This window comes from Pseudomonas sp. 3JA (genome assembly GCF_036961705.1).
Classification (GTDB): domain Bacteria; phylum Pseudomonadota; class Gammaproteobacteria; order Pseudomonadales; family Pseudomonadaceae; genus Aquipseudomonas; species Aquipseudomonas fluorescens_Q.
In genome coordinates this window covers 1-14966 of sequence record NZ_JBAMDJ010000072.1, presented here as the reverse complement: position 1 = coordinate 14966, position 14966 = coordinate 1, and the positions used below count along the sequence as shown (strand labels likewise).

The following is a 14966-nucleotide window of genomic DNA, read 5'->3' as shown; positions in this document are numbered from 1 at the left end:
CAGAGGCTCAAGCGCATCGACAGATCCACTGCCTTCACATCCTTGGTCATCGCGCCGATCGAGATGTAGTCCACCCCGGTCTCGGCAATCGGGCGCAACGTGCTTTCGTTGATCCCGCCGCTGGCTTCCAGCTTCGCCTTGCCGCCATTGAGGCGTACGGCTTCACGCATGTCGTCCAGGCTCAGTTCGTCGAGCATGATGATGTCGGCGTCGGCCGCAAGCGCTTCTTTCAATTCCGCCAGGCTTTCCACTTCGACTTCCACCGGTTTGCCCGGTGCGATCTTGTGGGCGGCAGCGATGGCCTGGGCGATCCCGCCGCAGGCAGCGATGTGGTTTTCCTTGATCAGGAACGCATCGTACAGGCCGATGCGGTGGTTATGGCAGCCACCGCAGGTGACCGCGTACTTCTGGGCCAGGCGCAGGCCGGGCAGGGTCTTGCGGGTGTCCAGCAGCTTGACCTGCGTGCCTGCGACAAAGTCGGCCAGGTAACGGGCCCGCGTGGCGACGCCCGAGAGCATTTGCAGGAAGTTCAGCGCGCTGCGTTCGCCGGTCAGCAGCGAGCGGGCCGGGCCTTCCAGGTGGAACAGCACTTGATCGGGGTTGACCCGGTCGCCGTCGTGCACTTGCCAATGTACCGCGACACGCGGGTCCAGTTGCCGGAACACGGCATCGACCCAGGCCGTGCCACTGATGATTGCCGCGTCGCGGGTGATGATGGTGGCCTTGGCCAGGCGTTCGGCGGGGATCAGTTGCGCGGTGATGTCGCCGCTGCCGATGTCTTCAAGCAACGCACGGCGCACGTTGGCTTCGATTTCGGCGGTCAGATCGGCGAGGCGTAGATTCGGCATAACGGGCTCCACAAACAAAGTGGCCTGATTATAGGGTGTCGAAACCTGCATTTGGTCGCGTCCTCGCAACATTTCCTTATTTCCCAGGTCACTTATTGCGCCGTATTTCGAGATGGATCACAGAGTGTGCTGGTACGACAGGGCTGTTTTACCCGATAATCCGCCTTTCGATTGACGTCATAGCTTTGACGTTGCGAGCCGCAGAAAGCCGTTTCAGGAGGCCAGGATGCACAACGACGGGAATGTAGTGCCTTTGCACAAGGTCGCTACCGATCAGGCGAGCCCATCGCCGCTCGCCCGCCTGCCTGTGATTCTGCTTCAGGTTCGCGACAAGGCCGCCCAGCAGTTGCGCCTGGGCTTGCTGGGGTTGTTCGATAATGCCGACGACACCTTGTTTGAAATGGCCGACCGGGCGCGCGACGACGTCGAGCAGAACCTGTACTTCGAGGCCATGCGGGACTTGCGCCTGAAGCGTAAAAGCATCGAGCGTGAATTCATCGAGCAGTTTTTCGAGACCTTCGTCAGCCTCGTCCAATACGACCTGACCCACGCCAGCTTGGCGCCGAACCTGGCGCCAGACAGCCAAATACAGCGCTCCCAGGACGACCTTGAGCGGCATCTGGCGGTCGAGGCGATGGTCACTCGGGTGCTCAGGCGCGATGGCGTGTCGCTGGAACAACTGACGGCCCGGCTCAGTGTGCTGCTGGCCCGACCGCTGGCCAATCAGCACAATCCCCTGAGCCCGGCATTGCTGTGCGAGAAGTTCCTGCAGGCCGGGCGCAACCTGGGCGTGGGAATCAAGGTCAAGCTGATCCTGCTCAAGCTGTTCGAGCGTTATGTGCTCAGCGATTGCGACCAACTCTATACCGAGGCCAACCAGTTGCTGGCCGCCACCGGCATCCTGCCAGAGCTCAAGGTCACGCTGGCGCGCCGGGCGTCGGATCGCACCGAGGATAACCCCAGGCCCAACGCCGAGATAGCTGCCAAGCCCAGCGATGCCGAGGTGGATGACAGCGTGCAGGAAGTGTTTGCCGCCTTGCAGAAACTGTTGATGCAGGTGCGTGGCACTGTGGCGCCGACCTTGGAGCTCAGCGCGCCGCCCCAGCCGATTTCTACCCGTGACCTGCTGCGGCTGCTCTCTCATTTACAGCAATACGTGCCAGCGCCTGCCGTTCACGACGAGTTCGATTTGCGTAGCCAGCTCGAACAACTGTTGACCCGGGTCAGCGTCAGGAGTGGCAAGTCTCGCGTGGTCGAAGGCGCCGATGAAGACGTGATCAACCTGATCTCGATGATGTTCGAATTCATCCTCGATGATCACAACCTGCCAGACTCTTTCAAGGCCCTGATCGGCCGCCTGCAAATCCCGATGCTCAAGGTCGCGGTGCAGGACAAGAGTTTCTTCAGCCGCGGCAATCATCCGGCCCGGCGACTGCTTAACGAAATCGCGGCTGCGGCCATGGGCTGGGGTGATTGCGACGATCATCAGCGCGACAGCCTCTACCTGCGCATCGAGCAGGTGGTGCAGCGCTTATTGAATGATTTTGTCGATGACCCGGCGATTTTCTCCGAGTTGCTGGCCGACTTCCTGGCCTTCACCAGTGACGAGCGGCGCCGCAGTGAACTGCTCGAACAGCGCATCCGCGATGCCGAAGAAGGCCGGGCCAAGGCCGAACTGGCGCGCCAGCGCGTCGAAGGGGCGCTGAACCAGGTGATGTTGGGCAAAGTCCTGCCACAAGCGGTGGTGGAGTTCGTGCAACACGCCTGGAGCCAGGTGTTGCTGCTGACGTGCTTCAAGCATGGCAAGTATTCCGCCGAGTGGCAGGCCGACGTCTTGACCCTGGAGCAATTGATCTGGAGCGTCCAGCCTCATGATGAACCCGATGCCGGCCTGCGTTTGCTGGCGATAGTGCCCGAACTGCTCAAGGCCCTGCGTGAAGGCTTGAGTCGCTCAGCGTTCGATCCGTTCGCCACCAGCGAATTTTTCAGTGAGCTGGAAGCCCTGCATGTGCAGGCGCTCGAGCGCACCGGCCAAGCGACGGAACAGGCCGAGTCGTTCACTTCACCGGTCATGGTCGAGGTGCTGGAGAAAATCGTCTTGCGGCCCCCTCAAAAGTCGGCGGGGGAGAGCGTGGCGGTGCATTTGCCGGCCGATGACGTGGGTCTGCTGCAGGTCGACCAGTTGCACCTGGGAAGCTGGGTCGAGTTCCAGGAGGACGATGACAACACCCTGCGTTGCAAGCTGGCGGCGATCATCGAGGCCACCGGCAAATACGTCTTCGTCAATCGCACTGGCCTCAAGGTGCTGGAGCACAGCCGCACCAGCCTGGCCCTGGAGTTTCGCCGTGGCGCGGCGCGGCTGCTGGACGACACCCTGTTGTTCGACCGCGCGCTGGAGTCGGTGCTGGGCAATCTGCGTCAGCTCAATCGCGGCAAGTGATCGCGCGGCCCGGTCCGATCACGGCATACTGGCGGCATTCACCGTCGTCATCGAAGGAACCTGTATGCAGTTGGACTCCGCGAGCGGTTGGTGCGAGGGGGTGCGTCATTGCCCATCGCCCAACTTCAATGCGCGCCCCGAGGGCGAAATCTCCCTACTGGTGATCCACAACATCAGCCTGCCACCGGCACAATTCGCCACGGGCAAGGTGCAGGAATTCTTCCAGAATCGTCTGGATGTCACGGAACATCCCTACTTTGCCGGTATCGCCGACCTGCGGGTTTCTGCACATTTCCTGATCGAGCGTGACGGCGCCGTGACCCAATTTGTCTCTTGTCTGGATCGCGCGTGGCATGCGGGGGTCTCGTGCTTCGAGGGGCGTGAGGCCTGTAATGATTTTTCCCTGGGCATCGAGCTCGAAGGCACGGATGATCTGCCGTTCACCGACGCGCAATATGTCGCATTGGTGGACCTGACCCGGCAGTTGCAAGCGGCGTTCAGGGCGATCACTGTGCAGCGTATCTGCGGGCACAGCGACATCGCCCCGGGGCGCAAGACCGATCCGGGACCGGCATTCGACTGGGTGCGCTATCGCGCGGCCCTGACAGAAGGGGAAGGACAATGAGTTTTCTGGTGTTGCTGCTGGCCGTCTGGATCGAGAAGTTCTCGGCCTTGCGCCAGCGGGTCCAGCGTGACGGCGGTTGGCTGCATGAGCTGAACAAGCTCGAGGCGAGCCCACGTTGGGTCAACCGACCCTGGCTGGTGCTGACGGTGATGGTTTTGCTACCCGTGGCGCTGCTGGCGTTGCTGCTCTGGGTGCTGGAGCCGGTGGCCTACGGTCTGTTGGCGCTGCCAGTGCATTTGCTGGTGGTGATTTACAGCCTGGGGCGCGGTGATCTGCTGGCCGGCCTCGGGCCGTTTCGCGATGCGTGGCGTCGGGAAGACCTGCAAGCGGCGGCCCATGTCGCCAAGCGCGACCTGGACATTGAAGCCAATGACGGTGAGCAGTTGCTGGAGCGTGTCCAGGGGCATTTGTTGTGGCAGGCCTACCAGAGCTTCTTTGCGGTGATTTTCTGGTACTTCGTGTTGGGCCCGGTCGCGGCCTTGAGCTATCGACTGCTGGCGCTGGCCGCCGAGCACAGCCAGAACCCCGGTGTGGCCGAGCGGGCCGCACAAATGCGCCATGCCTTCGATTGGGTGCCGGTGCGGTTGCTGGCGGCAAGCTTCGCCCTGGTGGGGAATTTTGTCGCGGTCAGCCGGGTCATGTTGCATGAACTGCTGAACTGGAACATCAGCGCCGCCGACCTTATCGACAAGGTCGGCCTGGTGGCAGGCGAGATCCCCCGGCCCGTCGCCGGACCGGACGGCATCAACAGCCTGGACCGTCTCTGGGAACTGCTGCTGCGTGCGGCGGTGCTCTGGTATGCCGGGTTTGCGTTGTGGACGGTGTTGGCCTGATCAACGTAAGTAGGGCTGTGGCTAGGCGCTTTTGTGGCGAGGGAGCTTGCTCCCGCTCGGTTGCGCAGCAACCGAAAACCTGGGCAAGCGATTTTCCTGAAGGCACTCGGAGGCCTGCTTCGCAGGCCAGCGGGAGCAAGCTCCCTCGCCACAAGGGACTGAGTCACGACCAGGCTCGTTAACCTTAAGTTACAAATCTCCCCGCCGATTTAGGCTATACAAGAGCAGCGCCCGAATAGTGGCTTTCTGCTGTCTCTGTGCGCCTGCCTATAAAAATAAAAACCTACCGGGAGACTTCCTTGTGAAGAGTTTGCTCTGGCCCGCCGTCGCGCTGATGAACCGCCTGAGCTTCGGTATGAAGTTCAGCCTGATCAGCGTGCTGTTCCTGCTGCCGATGCTGGTGACCAACTTCTTTCTGGTGCGCGATTCCTATCGGGAATTCCAGGGCACGCAAGTGGAGCTGCAAAGCCTCGACCTGCTGGGCAGCAGCCTGGTCCTGCGGCGGGACCTGGAAACCCTCAATAACCTGGTGCAGATCAACGCCAGCCTGGGCCAGTCCGGCAAGGCCGGTGATGTCGAAGCGAAGATCGGCAGCCTGGAACAACAGGTCCTCGCGCGGCTGCAAGGCATGACCCCCGTGGTCATCGAGCCTGAACAGATCAGTGCCTTCGAGGCCAAGCGCGATGAGATGATCGGTGCTTTCAAGGCCCAACAGGCCGAAAGCTCCCTGCAGAGCAAAAGTGCGCTGATCGGCAAGTTGCTCAACAGCGCCCAGATGTTCAGCCAGATCATCGCCAGCCAGGCGGGGCTGAGTCGCGATAACCAGAGCGATATCCGCCAGCTCAGCGAGTTGATTATCGGCACGACCCCCAAGGTCACCCAGATCCTCGGCGAAGGCCGGGCGCTGGGCGCATCCTCGTTGGGGCTGGGGTTTCTCAATTCGGCGTCGAGCACCCGCTTCGACGAGTTGCTGGCGCAGATCGAAAAGCTCCAGGGTGAATATGACTTGAAACTGCAGGATGCCTTGGGCTCCAGCAAGGCCGCCGGGCAGGCCCTTGCCGATCAGGCCAATGGCAGCAAGAGCACCCTCAAGAAGGCCAGTGAACTGATTGAAGAGCAGGTGGTGATGGCTGACACTCTCGATGCGCCATGGCCGGCATTTTATGAGCACTTCAGTGGCCTGATGGAGCAGACCTACCGGCTGAACGAGGCGACCCAGGGCTTCCTGGGGGTGCAGTTGCAGCAGCGTCTGGAGCAGAACCGCAGCCACATGGTGCTGCAAGCCGTGGCGCTGGTGCTGGTGTTCCTGTTGATTTTTTACCTGTACGCCGGGTTCTACGCCTCGACCCGTACCACGCTCCAGCATCTGGGCCAGATGATGGACAAGGTGGCGGCGGGGGATATGACGGTCAATTTTGTTGCCCGCAGCAAGGATGAGCTGGGCGAATTGGGTGAAGTGTTCAACGGTACGGTGGCGAAGATCCATGACCTGATCGAACAGGTCGGCCGTACCGTTGCCGAAGTCGAACGCCAGGCCGGGCAGGTGGAAACGGTATCGGCCCGGAGCAACCAGGCCGTCGCCGGCCAGCGCACCCAGATCGAACTGGTGGCGACGGCGATGAACCAGATGTCGGCCACGGCCCAGGAAGTGGCCCGCAGTGCCGCTGCTGCGGTGAGCAGTGCCCACAGCGTGAACGACGAGACCCTCAGCGGGCGTGGGCTGGTGGAGTCCCAGCAGGGCAGCATCGCCCGCTTGGCCAGTGAGATCGATCAGTCGGTGCAGGTGATCAACCAACTGGCGACCGACAGCCAGGCCATCAGCCGCGTGCTGGATGTGATCAAGAGCATCGCCGAGCAGACCAATCTGCTGGCCCTCAATGCCGCCATTGAAGCAGCCCGGGCCGGTGAGCAGGGGCGCGGTTTTGCGGTGGTGGCCGATGAAGTGCGGACCCTGGCCAAGCGAACCCAGCAATCGACCGAAGAAATCGAAGCGATGATCACCCGCCTGCACGGTGGTGTCGGCGCTGCGGTCAAGGCGATGGGCACCAGCCATGAGATGGCCAACGGCACGGTCAGCCAATCGGAAAAGGTCCAGCAGGCCCTGGAAAATATCCTTGGTGCCGTCGGTATGATCGTCGATCAGAACCAGCAGATCGCCGCCGCGGTAGAGCAGCAGACGGCGGTGGCCCATGACATCGACCAGAACATCGTCGAGATCAACCGCGCCGGCGAACGCACGGCTGAAGGTGCGCACCAGACCGAAAACGCCAGCCGTGAGCTGTCTGCCCAGGTGGTGCAGCTCAAGCAGTTGATCAATGCGTTTCGGGTGTGATTGCTAAGTCCGCCGCAGATGATCCTACCAACCAAACAAATCGCGGGCGTTGGTGGTGCTGGCCTCAGCCAGTTGTTCTGGTCGGACGATCATGATCTGCGCCAACGCCTCGCAAATCGCCGGCAAATGCGCCGGGCTGTTGCGCTGCCCCGGGAACATCGCCGGGGCCATGTCCGGGGAATCGGTTTCCAGCACCACCGCATCCAGCGGCAATTTCGCCAGCACCCGGTGCATGCGCAGGGCCTGGGGCCAGGTCGCGGCGCCGCCCAGGCCGAGCTTGAAGCCGAGCTTGATGTACTCGCGGGCCTCCTCAAGGCTGCCGGCGAACGCGTGGATGATCCCCGTGCGTTTCAGGCCGAAGCGCTTGAGGGTCGCGATCACGGCGGCATGGCTGCGGCGCACGTGGATCAGTGCCGGCAGTTCGAATTCCGCGGCCAGCTGTAGTTGCGCCTCGAACAGCGTTTGTTGGCGCTCACGGTCGAGGGTTTCGATGTAGTAGTCGAGGCCGATTTCCCCCACGGCACACAATTGCCGATGCCCGGCCAGGCGGCTCAGCCACTCGCGCAGTAGCGCCACGTCGTCGGGGCGGTGCTGATCAAGATACACCGGGTGCAGGCCCAGGGCGGCATGCAGGTCCGGGTCGCTTTGCACCAGGTCCCAGACCCGCTGCCAGTTGTCCCGGTAAACGCCCAGTACCACCATTTGCCGCACGCCCAAGGCGCGGCTTTCGGCCAGCAGGGCCGGGCGGTCCGCGTCAAAATCTGGAAAATCCAGGTGGGTGTGGGTATCGATCAACTCCATGCATCAATCCTGAAGAAGCTTCAGCCCTGGTGAATACGCTGCTTGAACGTCCGCGCGATGGCCTGCACGCCTGGCTGGTAATCATCGTTTTCGATGGCTGCCAGCGCCAGTTCCAAGGCCTTGTCGGCGATCAGTTGATGTTGTTGGGACATGGCGTTGACCGGCAGCGGCAGGAAGTCCAGCAACTGCGTGTCACCGAACGTGCCCAGGCGCAGCGGCCGCGACTTGAGCGGGAAGTCGTGCAGGGCGTCGAACACCCCTTGCAGCAGTACATAGGAGGTAGTGATCAACGCATCGGGCAAATGCCCCAGGCGCGCGAGCATTTCATCCATCAACTGACGGCCGCATTCACGGCTGAACGATTCGCCGTGCTCGATCAGCACCTGGCCTTCGAAACCGGCCAACGCCTCGTTGAAACCAGCGGTCCGTTCTTGGCTGATGCTCAGCTCGGGGCGGGCACTGATCAGCGCGATTTGTCGCGGATGGGTTTCCAGCAGGCTGCGCGTCAGTTGCAGGCTGGCCTGGCGATCATCGCTGATCACCGAGCAGAACCGCGCAGGGTCCATGACCCGGTCGATGGCGATGATCGGAATGCCCTTGGCCTGCAACTGCAGGTAGCTGTCGTCGCCGGCCGGCAGGCAACTGGCGACGATCAGTGCATCGCAGCGCCGGGCGCGGAACAACTGCAGGAGTTGCCGTTCGCTGTCAGGTGCGTCGTCGGAACTGGCGATCAGCAACTGATAGCCCCGCGCCCGCGCCCCCTGCTCCAGCAGCTTGGCGATGCGTGCGTAACTGGGGTTTTCCAGGTCAGGCAGGATGAAGCCCAGGGTACGGGTGTGGCGGCTGCGCAGCCCGGCGGCCTGGGGATTGGGCGTGAAGCCGTGTTCCTGGACCACCGCCCGCACCCGTTCGACGGTGGCGCTGCTGATGCGTTGCTGTTCGGCCTTGCCGTTGATGACATAGCTGGCGGTGGTCACGGACACACCGGCCAGTTGGGCAATATCACTGAGTTTCAACCCGGTTTTCCTTGTTTTTTCGAGTTAGCCCCGACGATAAGGGCCATCCTACCCGATTCAAGCTGACGGTCACCGTTCACGCGCTTACGACAAGTTGCACTTCAAGGATGAGAGATTATCGAGTAACGTGCCAATCTTTCTAGATTAAACGTTTCAGCAAGCGTATTTTCAAGGCTAGCAGGATTTTTGGCCCTTCTGCCGCGATCACGCCAAAAATCATCCTGCAACGCTAAGCTGATTCATTCAAAACAATACCTGGCGCCAACCGGACGCCAAAAAGGAGAAAGCATGCTCGAGCTCACTCTAGAGCAGATATCCATGGCTCAGACGGCTGTGGATAAAGACGCTGCACTGCAACTGCTCGCCGACAAACTGGTGGCCGATGGCTTGGTGGCTGAGGGTTACCTCGCCGGCTTGCAGGCTCGCGAAGCCCAGGGCTCGACCTTTCTTGGCCAAGGTATTGCCATCCCCCACGGCACCCCGCAGACCCGCGACCTGGTGCATTCGACCGGCGTGCGCCTGCTGCAATTCCCTGAGGGCGTGGATTGGGGCGATGGTCAGATCGTCTACCTGGCGATCGGCATCGCGGCCAAGTCCGACGAACACCTGCGCCTGCTGCAACTGCTGACCCGCGCCCTCGGCGAGACTGACCTGGGCCAGGCTCTGCGCCGGGCCGGTTCCGCCGAAGCGTTGCTGAAGCTGCTGCAAGGCGCACCGCAGGAACTGGCCCTGGATGCCCAGATGATCGGCCTCGGTGTGTCGGCTGACGATTTTGAAGAGCTGGTATGGCGCGGCGCGCGGCTGTTGCGTCAAGCCGATTGCGTGAGCAATGGCTTTGCCGGCGTGTTGCAGCAAGTCGATGCGCTACCCCTGGGCGATGGCTTGTGGTGGCTGCACAGCGAACAGACCGTCAAGCGTCCGGGCCTGGCGTTCGTCACGCCGGACAAGCCCATCCGTTACCTGGGCCAACCGTTGAGCGGGCTGTTCTGCCTCGCCAGCCTCGGCGAAGCCCACCAGGCCTTGCTGGAAAGGCTCTGCGCCTTGCTGATCGAAGGCCGCGGTCACGAGCTCGGTCGCGCCACCAGCAGCCGCAAGGTGCTGGAAGTGCTCGGCGGTGAACTGCCCGCCGACTGGCCCAGCGCGCGCATCGGCCTGGCCAATGCCCATGGCCTGCATGCACGCCCGGCGAAGATCCTCGCCCAGTTGGCGAAAAGCTTCGAAGGCGAAATCCGTGTGCGCATCGTCGACGGCCAGGACAGCGCCGTGTCGGCCAAGAGCCTGAGCAAGCTGTTGAGCCTGGGTGCCCGTCGCGGCCAGGTCCTGGAGTTCATCGCCGAGCCGAGCATTGCCAACGACGCGTTGCCGGCACTGCTGGCCGCCATCGAAGAAGGCCTGGGCGAAGAGGTCGAACCGCTGCCGCCACCGAGTGCTCCACGGGAAACCGTGATGGCCGAGGTCGCGACCGTCATGCTGGCGCCCGAATCCGGCAGCCTGATCCAGGCCGTCGCCGCCGCCCCGGGCATCGCCATCGGCCCGGCCCACATCCAGGTATTGCAGGCCATCGACTATCCGCTGCGCGGTGAATCGGCGGCTATCGAGCGTGAGCGCCTGCAGAACGCCTTGAACCAGGTACGCCAAGACATCCAAGGCCTGATCGAACGCGCCAAGGCCAAGGCCATCCGCGAGATCTTCATCACCCACCAGGAAATGCTCGACGACCCGGAGCTGAGCGACGAAGTCGACACTCGCTTGAAGCTGGGCGAGAGTGCGCAAGCGGCCTGGATGGGGGTGGTTGAAGCCGCCGCGAAAGAACAGGAAGCCTTGCAGGACGCCCTGCTGGCCGAACGTGCCGCCGATCTGCGAGACGTCGGCCGTCGCGTGCTGGCGCAACTGTGCGGTGTCGAAACCCCGAACGAACCCGATCAACCCTACATCCTGGTGATGGACGAAGTCGGCCCGTCCGACGTGGCCCGCCTGGACCCGACCCGGGTGGCGGGGATTCTCACCGCCCGTGGCGGCGCCACTGCCCACAGCGCCATCGTCGCCCGTGCCCTGGGCATTCCGGCGCTGGTGGGCGCCGGTGCGGCGGTGTTGCTGCTGGCGCCGGGCACGTCCTTGCTGCTGGATGGCCAGCGCGGTCGCCTGCACGTGGACCCTGACGCCGCCACGTTGCAGCGTGCCAAGGAAGAACGCGATACCCGCGAACAGCGTCTCAAGGTCGCCGCCGAGCAGCGTCACGAACCGGCGCTGACCCGTGACGGTCATGCCGTGGAAGTGTTTGCCAACATTGGCGAAAGCGCCGGTGTCGCCGGTGCGGTGGAGCAGGGCGCCGAAGGCATCGGCCTGTTGCGCACCGAACTGATTTTCATGGCCCACAGCCAGGCGCCGGACGAAGCGACCCAGGAAGCCGAATACCGCAAGGTGCTCGACGGCCTGGCCGGTCGACCGCTGGTGGTGCGCACCCTGGATGTCGGCGGCGACAAGCCGCTGCCGTACTGGCCGATCGCGAAAGAAGAAAACCCGTTCCTCGGCGTGCGTGGCATTCGCCTGACCTTGCAGCGCCCGCAGGTCATGGAAGCGCAACTGCGTGCCCTGTTGCGTTCGGCGGACAACCGTCCGTTGCGGATCATGTTCCCGATGGTGGGCAGTGTCGATGAGTGGCGCCAGGCCCGGGCCATGACCGAGCGCCTGCGCCAGGAAATCCCCGTGGCGGACCTGCAACTGGGGATCATGATCGAAGTGCCGTCCGCTGCGTTGCTCGCGCCCGTGCTGGCCAAGGAAGTCGACTTCTTCAGTGTCGGCACCAACGACCTGACGCAATACACCCTGGCGATCGACCGTGGTCACCCGACCCTTTCGGCCCAGGCCGATGGCTTGCACCCGGCGGTCCTGCAACTGATCGACATCACCGTGCGCGCTGCCCATGCCCATGGCAAATGGGTTGGTGTGTGTGGTGAATTGGCGGCCGACCCACTGGCGGTGCCGGTGCTGGTGGGCCTGGGCGTGGACGAACTGAGTGTCTCGGCCCGCAGCATCGCCGAGGTCAAGGCGCGGGTTCGCGAACTGAGCCTGGCGCAAGTCCAAACTCTGGCCCAAGAGGCCTTGGCCGTGGGCAGCGCCGATGACGTGCGCGCATTAGTGGAGGCGCTGTAATGGCGAAGATTCTAACCCTGACCCTCAACCCGGCGCTTGACCTTACGGTGGAACTGGCGCGCCTGGAACCAGGGCAGGTCAACCGCAGTGACGACATGCACACCCATGCCGCCGGCAAAGGCGTGAACGTGGCCCAGGTGCTGGCTGACCTCGGCCATACGCTGACGGTCAGTGGTTTTCTGGGCGAAGACAATGCCCAGGTGTTCGAGACGCTGTTTGCCCAGCGTGGATTTGTCGATGCTTTTATCCGTGTTCCCGGCGAAACTCGCAGCAATATCAAACTGGCTGAGCAGGACGGACGCATCACTGACCTCAACGGCCCGGGCCCGGTGGTCGATGCCGCCGCACAGCAGGCTTTGCTGGCGCGTCTTGAGCAAATCGCCCCCGGTCACGACGTGGTTGTGGTGGCGGGCAGCTTGCCCCGGGGCGTCAGCCCGCAGTGGTTGCAGGCCTTGATCACGCGCTTGAAAACACTCGGTCTGAACGTGGCCCTCGACACCAGTGGCGAAGCCTTGCGCGTGGCCCTGGCGGCGGGGCCGTGGCTGATCAAGCCGAACACCGAGGAGCTGGCCGACGCGCTGGGTTGCGAGGTGGTGAGCGAAGCGGCCCAGGCGCAAGCGGCGCAGCACCTGCATGCCCAGGGTGTCGAACATGTGGTGATTTCCCACGGCGCCGATGGCGTGAATTGGTTCAGCGTCGGTGCGGCGCTGCATGCTTCGCCACCCAAGGTCAGCGTCGCCAGCACCGTGGGTGCCGGGGATTCGCTGCTGGCGGGCATGCTGCACGGCCTGCTCAGCGCCGACACCCCGGAACAGACGCTGCGCACTGCTACGGCCATCGCCGCCATGGCGGTCACGCAGATCGGCTTTGGCATCCACGACACCGCGTTGCTGGCGTCGCTTGAACAGGGCGTGCGCGTGCGCCCCCTGACAGAACAATAAGAGGGTTCGCAAGATGAAATTAGCCATTGTGACGGCCTGCCCCAACGGCATGGTCACCAGTGTGTTGTGCGCCCGTCTGCTGGACGCGGCGGCGCAGCGCCAGGGTTGGAGCACCAGCGTCGAGGTCCATGACGCGGCCCATCCGGAACGCCAGTTGTCGGCGGCGACCCTCGAAGCGGCCGAGTGGGTCTTGCTGGTTGCCAGCGGCCCGGTGGACATGTCGCGGTTCGTCGGCAAACGCCTGTTCCGCAGCACCCCGGCCCTGGCCCTGCAAGACGTCGATTCGGTGCTGCGGCGTGGCGCCGAAGAGGCCGAGGTTTTTCTCGCCTCGGATGTCGTGGAGCAGGCCCCCGCGGTGTCGACCGACCGTGCGCCGCGCCTGGTCGCCATCACCGCTTGCCCAACCGGCGTTGCCCACACCTTCATGGCCGCCGAAGCCTTGCAGCAGGCGGCGACGAAGCTTGGCTACGACCTGCAAGTGGAAACCCAGGGCTCGGTCGGTGCACGCAATCCGTTGAGCGCCGAGGCCATCGCCGAGGCAGACGTGGTGTTGCTGGCGACTGACATCGAAGTCGCCACCGAGCGTTTTGCCGGCAAGAAGATCTACCGCTGCAGCACGGGCATCGCCTTGAAACAGGCCGAAGCGACGCTGAACAAAGCATTGGTCGAAGGTCGCCAGGAAAGCGCGTCGAGCGGTGCCAGCGCCCCAGCCAAGTCGGAGAAGACCGGCGTCTACAAGCACCTGCTGACGGGCGTGTCGTTCATGCTGCCGATGGTGGTGGCCGGTGGTTTGATGATCGCCTTGTCGTTCGTGTTCGGCATCGAGGCCTTCAAGGAACCTGGAACCCTGGCGGCCGCGCTGATGCAGATCGGTGGCGACACCGCGTTCAAATTGATGGTGCCGCTGCTGGCCGGCTACATCGCCTATTCCATCGCCGACCGTCCGGGCCTGGCGCCAGGCATGATCGGCGGGATGCTGGCGAGCACCCTGGGCGCCGGCTTCATTGGCGGGATCATCGCCGGTTTCCTGGCCGGTTACGCGGCCAAGGCGATCAGCCGCTACGCGCGTCTGCCCCAGAGCCTGGAAGCGCTCAAGCCGATCCTGATCATCCCGCTACTGGCGAGCCTGTTCACCGGCTTGGTAATGATCTACATCGTCGGCAAACCGGTGGCGGGCATGCTCGAAGCCTTGACCCACTTCCTCGACAGCATGGGCACCACCAACGCGATCCTGCTGGGCGTGCTGCTGGGAGCGATGATGTGCGTCGACCTCGGTGGGCCGATCAACAAGGCCGCCTACGCGTTTTCGGTGGGGCTGCTGGCTTCCCAGAGTTATGCACCGATGGCCGCCACCATGGCCGCCGGCATGGTGCCGCCGATTGGCCTGGGCATCGCCACCTTCATCGCCCGGCGCAAATTCGCCCAGACCGAGCGCGAGGCCGGTAAAGCGGCACTGGTGCTGGGACTGTGCTTCATCTCCGAAGGCGCGATTCCGTTCGCGGCCAAGGATCCGTTGCGGGTAATCCCGGCGAGCATCGCCGGCGGCGCGCTGACCGGTGCGCTGTCGATGTACTTCGGCTGCAAGCTCATGGCCCCCCACGGCGGCCTGTTCGTGATGCTGATCCCCAATGCCATCAATCATGCGCTGTTGTACTTGCTGGCGATCGTGGCGGGGAGCCTGCTGACGGGGGTGGCGTATGCGCTGCTCAAGCGGCCTGAGGTGGTGGAGATGGCGTTGGAGCCGGCGAAGGCCTGAGACTTCTTTGAAGCCATCCCCCAGTGAGAGCCTAATGCTGTTCACTTGAGAAAATGATGGACCTGTGGCGAGGGAGCTTGCTCCCGCTCGGCTGCGAAGCAGTCGTAAACCGGCGGGTGCGGAGTGTCTGATGCTGCGCATTTGGCAGGTTTAGGGGCCGCTTCGCAGCCCAGCGGGAGCAAGCTCCCTCGCCACGGGTTTGTCGATGGCCTTAAGTGAAC

General features: G+C 63.3%; 9 protein-coding genes and 2 pseudogenes. 8 read left to right on the top strand and 3 right to left on the bottom strand.

The features are described from left to right. The coding region (gene nadC / locus V7773_RS29665) for a carboxylating nicotinate-nucleotide diphosphorylase (RefSeq protein WP_092146110.1) at window positions 1-848 on the bottom strand (848 nt) is incomplete at its 3' end. A gap of 226 nt (window positions 849-1074) precedes the next feature. Here nadC and V7773_RS29660 point away from each other — a divergent pair. The 5 genes and pseudogenes from V7773_RS29660 to V7773_RS30630 all read left to right on the top strand — a co-directional run. Beyond that, window positions 1075-3288 carry a DUF1631 domain-containing protein gene (locus V7773_RS29660; protein ID WP_336076426.1) on the top strand — a complete coding sequence of 738 codons (2214 nt, stop codon included), beginning with the start codon at window positions 1075-1077 and terminating at the stop codon, window positions 3286-3288. 64 nt (window positions 3289-3352) lie between these two features. Next, window positions 3353-3913, top strand: a complete 561-nt coding sequence (gene ampD, locus V7773_RS29655; protein WP_336076425.1) for a 1,6-anhydro-N-acetylmuramyl-L-alanine amidase AmpD — start codon at window positions 3353-3355, stop codon at window positions 3911-3913. Next, window positions 3910-4746: a regulatory signaling modulator protein AmpE gene (gene ampE / locus V7773_RS29650; RefSeq protein WP_063322975.1), complete on the top strand. Its 837-nt coding sequence runs from the start codon at window positions 3910-3912 to the stop codon at window positions 4744-4746. Before ampD ends, ampE begins: the two co-directional genes overlap by 4 nt. 334 nt (window positions 4747-5080) lie before the next feature. After that, window positions 5081-6172: pseudogene (locus V7773_RS30635) on the top strand (methyl-accepting chemotaxis protein); the annotation flags it as partial. A 333-nt stretch (window positions 6173-6505) separates the two neighbouring features. Then, a pseudogene (locus V7773_RS30630) lies at window positions 6506-7078 on the top strand (methyl-accepting chemotaxis protein); the annotation flags it as partial. Between the two features lie 24 nt (window positions 7079-7102). On the opposite strand, the gene V7773_RS29640 reads toward V7773_RS30630, so the two are convergent. Next, the gene (locus V7773_RS29640; protein WP_336076423.1) at window positions 7103-7879 is read right to left on the bottom strand and encodes a TatD family hydrolase; all 777 of its coding nucleotides are present in this window, start codon (window positions 7877-7879) and stop codon (window positions 7103-7105) included. A gap of 20 nt (window positions 7880-7899) precedes the next feature. Beyond that, window positions 7900-8895 carry a catabolite repressor/activator gene (gene cra / locus V7773_RS29635; protein WP_063322972.1) on the bottom strand — a complete coding sequence of 332 codons (996 nt, stop codon included), beginning with the start codon at window positions 8893-8895 and terminating at the stop codon, window positions 7900-7902. 288 nt (window positions 8896-9183) lie between these two features. Here cra and ptsP point away from each other — a divergent pair, with 288 nt between their 5' ends. Genes ptsP through V7773_RS29620 form a run of 3 tightly spaced genes read left to right on the top strand, consistent with a single transcriptional unit; the run spans window position 9184 to window position 14745 of the window. Next, window positions 9184-12048: a phosphoenolpyruvate--protein phosphotransferase gene (gene ptsP / locus V7773_RS29630; RefSeq protein ID WP_336076422.1), complete on the top strand. Its 2865-nt coding sequence runs from the start codon at window positions 9184-9186 to the stop codon at window positions 12046-12048. Further along, window positions 12048-12989, top strand: coding sequence for a 1-phosphofructokinase (gene pfkB / locus V7773_RS29625; protein WP_336076421.1), 942 nt, complete (start codon window positions 12048-12050; stop codon window positions 12987-12989). The genes ptsP and pfkB overlap by 1 nt, the downstream gene beginning before the upstream one ends. 13 nt (window positions 12990-13002) lie before the next feature. Next, window positions 13003-14745, top strand: a complete 1743-nt coding sequence (locus V7773_RS29620) for a PTS fructose-like transporter subunit IIB (RefSeq protein WP_063322969.1) — start codon at window positions 13003-13005, stop codon at window positions 14743-14745. The last annotated feature ends 221 nt before the right edge of the window (window positions 14746-14966 follow it).

Coding starts and splice junctions, on each gene's coding strand:
- V7773_RS29640 (WP_336076423.1), bottom strand. CDS start 7,879: ATGGAGTTGATCGATACCCACACCCACCTGGATTTTCCAGATTTTGAC.
- ampD (WP_336076425.1), top strand. CDS start 3,353: ATGCAGTTGGACTCCGCGAGCGGTTGGTGCGAGGGGGTGCGTCATTGC.
- ptsP (WP_336076422.1), top strand. CDS start 9,184: ATGCTCGAGCTCACTCTAGAGCAGATATCCATGGCTCAGACGGCTGTG.
- ampE (WP_063322975.1), top strand. CDS start 3,910: ATGAGTTTTCTGGTGTTGCTGCTGGCCGTCTGGATCGAGAAGTTCTCG.
- V7773_RS29620 (WP_063322969.1), top strand. CDS start 13,003: ATGAAATTAGCCATTGTGACGGCCTGCCCCAACGGCATGGTCACCAGT.
- pfkB (WP_336076421.1), top strand. CDS start 12,048: ATGGCGAAGATTCTAACCCTGACCCTCAACCCGGCGCTTGACCTTACG.
- V7773_RS29660 (WP_336076426.1), top strand. CDS start 1,075: ATGCACAACGACGGGAATGTAGTGCCTTTGCACAAGGTCGCTACCGAT.